Source organism: Sphingopyxis flava (genome assembly GCF_900168005.1).
Classification (GTDB): domain Bacteria; phylum Pseudomonadota; class Alphaproteobacteria; order Sphingomonadales; family Sphingomonadaceae; genus Sphingopyxis; species Sphingopyxis flava.
In genome coordinates this window covers 1-2,374 of the sequence record NZ_FUYP01000091.1, presented here as the reverse complement: position 1 = coordinate 2,374, position 2,374 = coordinate 1, and the positions used below count along the sequence as shown (strand labels likewise).

2 protein-coding genes are annotated in these 2,374 nt (G+C 61.6%); both read right to left on the bottom strand.

The window, feature by feature from the left end:
* Positions 1–378 precede the first annotated feature (378 nt).
* Complete coding sequence (locus B5X69_RS20590; RefSeq protein ID WP_176141724.1) at positions 379–987, bottom strand: NAD(P)-dependent oxidoreductase; 609 nt, start codon at positions 985–987, stop codon at positions 379–381.
* 536 nt (positions 988–1,523) lie between these two features.
* Entirely contained in the window at positions 1,524–2,009 is a 486-nt protein-coding gene (locus B5X69_RS20585; RefSeq protein WP_217699175.1) for an Rrf2 family transcriptional regulator, read from the bottom strand.
* Between the last annotated feature and the right edge of the window lie 365 nt (positions 2,010–2,374).

The window sequence follows — 2,374 nt, the reverse complement described above, 5'->3', positions numbered from 1 at the left end:
TGAGGTAACGTCGGTCATGGCGGGTGTAGCCTATGGCAATTTCTGTCCCGGAGCAGGGACGGCTTAGACACCCAATTTCTTACTTCAGAACAGAGCTTTACGCTACTCCCGCCTACCGCTCAGACACCCCTTGGTGCATAAGAGCGGCTAGAGATCTTGGCGCGGATCGGCGAAAGCGCGCTTGAGCTGGGCTGCCGCTCGCCGCGCTTCCGTCACGCGCGAGCGGATTGGCCAAACGCAACTGTCGCCAATCGCTTCAAGGCGACTGGAACACGGTCATCCGCGAATAGATCGAGGCTCAGCCCCGATGGACCACATCGGTCGACCGGAACGAGATTCTCGGTTGCCGGGATCGGCAAGGCGACCCCGGCGCGAGGCTCAGTAGCTGGCGTGCCAGCGGCTGAACGGATGCTTGTTCTGCTCCAGCTCGTCGACCATGGCGATCGCCGCGTCGGCATAGCTGATCCTGCTCTCGCCGTTCTCGTCGAGGATGAGGTTGTCGGTATCGAGGCGGAACTTGCCCAGGCGTTCGCCTTCGAACAGGATGCGACCGGGCGAGAAGTAGCTCCAGTTCACGTCCTGCTCCAGCTTCATCCAGTCAAGGTGATGGATGCCGGGCAGCACCATCCGAGCCAGCGCGTTGGGATAGCCGGGCGTGTCGTAGATGCGCGTGCCGTCCGGCATGCGCAGGCTCGATGCACCACCGATGACGATCAGGCGGCCGATGCCTGCCTTCTTCATTCCCTCGAAAATGGTGTTGGCGGTCACGTTGAAGGTCAGCGCGCTGATCACCGCTTCGGCCCCGTCCACCGCCTTGGCCAACGCTTCGGCGTCGGTGAGATCGGCGACGCGGGTCTCGATGCCCTCTCCCGACGGCAGGCTGCTGGCGCTGCGGCCGGTCGCGATCACTTCATGGCCCCGCCGACGCAGTTCCTTGACCAGTTCCTTGCCGGCTTTTCCGCCTGCGCCGAGTACTGCAACTTTCACGTTCTTCTCCTGTCTATTGAGCCTTGAGGGGCTGGCGCGATGTGTATTCATCGTGCGCACAAAAAGGAAGGCCGCTTGTCGAGCAGCGAGGCGGGGCCGCCGGACATCATTGCTATGCCAGCGAGGGCGCGCGGATATTCAGCGGCCTGGATCAGATCCGGGATGGTTTGGACGTGTTGCTGACAAGATACTGTTTCAAAGCCATTTTCCGACAATCTGAAGCTCTCGGCCTCATGCCCAAATGCCGTCCGGGCGCGCGATTCCGGGGCACTCGCGGCTCTTGAAAGGCGCCGACTGTCTGCCTTCATATCAGATAGGAGATTACGGTAGTGCCGACCTGCGAGGCGTTTCGGCCGGACTTGGTCGGCCATGTGCGCCATCCGCACTTGGATCGAGCAGGCGGCGTCTCAGGTAATCGAGGCGCGGAAGCGGGGCGGCTTTACGCCAAACTGCGTCGTGCAGGTCCTCTGCGGCAAGGTCGGTCTAATGCGTGCAGGGGAAACGGGGCGCCCGGATCGCCGGGTGTTCATAAGATCTCAGGCGATCGCGATCTTCGTTCGACTCTTGGCGGAAGCGCGCCAGTTCTGGGGCGTGAACGGCTTCCCGACACGGCCTTCGACCTTGTGGATGATATCGGTCAGCGTCGTCTTCGCCAGTGCGTCCTCCATCGTCGCCGACACGCGGTCCAATTCCGCTTCGAGGACGGGAACGATGTTCCGACCAAGCGAACACTGCTGGTTCGGCTCGGCTCGGTGGAGCGCGAAGAATCCGGGTTCCTCCACTGCGCGCATGACGTCGAGAAGAGTGATCGCATCTGCGGAGCGCGCCAGCAGAGATCCCCCGCCCTGGCCCAGCTGCGAGCGCGTGATGCCTGCGTCCGCAAGTAGGCCCACAATCCGGCGCACGACCGAGGCATTGGTGTTGATGCTGCGTGCCAGATCTTCCGATCGCACGGCCTCGCCGTCGTGAAGGGCAATGCCTGCCAGGATGTGTATGGCCACCGCAAACCTCGTCGAGGTCATCATCCGAATTGTCCTTGCCGGTGCTGTCGAGGCGCAACGCAACGATTGCACTCCAGCCGGGAATACTGCCTATTCCTGGCTCAGGCCAGTAAAACAGCGAAAATTGTCATGTTGCGCTCAGCATCGCTGAAGACTTGCACGGATGGACTGCGTAATTGTGTTGCGCACACAACATTGGTATCTGCGTTCCGGAAAAGAGAGAGGTATCGGACGGTTTCTGGCCGGTCGCAGCAGCCGCGAAGTTCGGTGGGACGGGCGGTGACCGGTTAGCCGCTCTTATTCGTGGCGATGTTGTTCTTGGGGAAGATCAATCGTTGGCGGCAGCGGGCGTTTGAGCAGGCCGAGTGCCTCCGCTGCGTCTATTT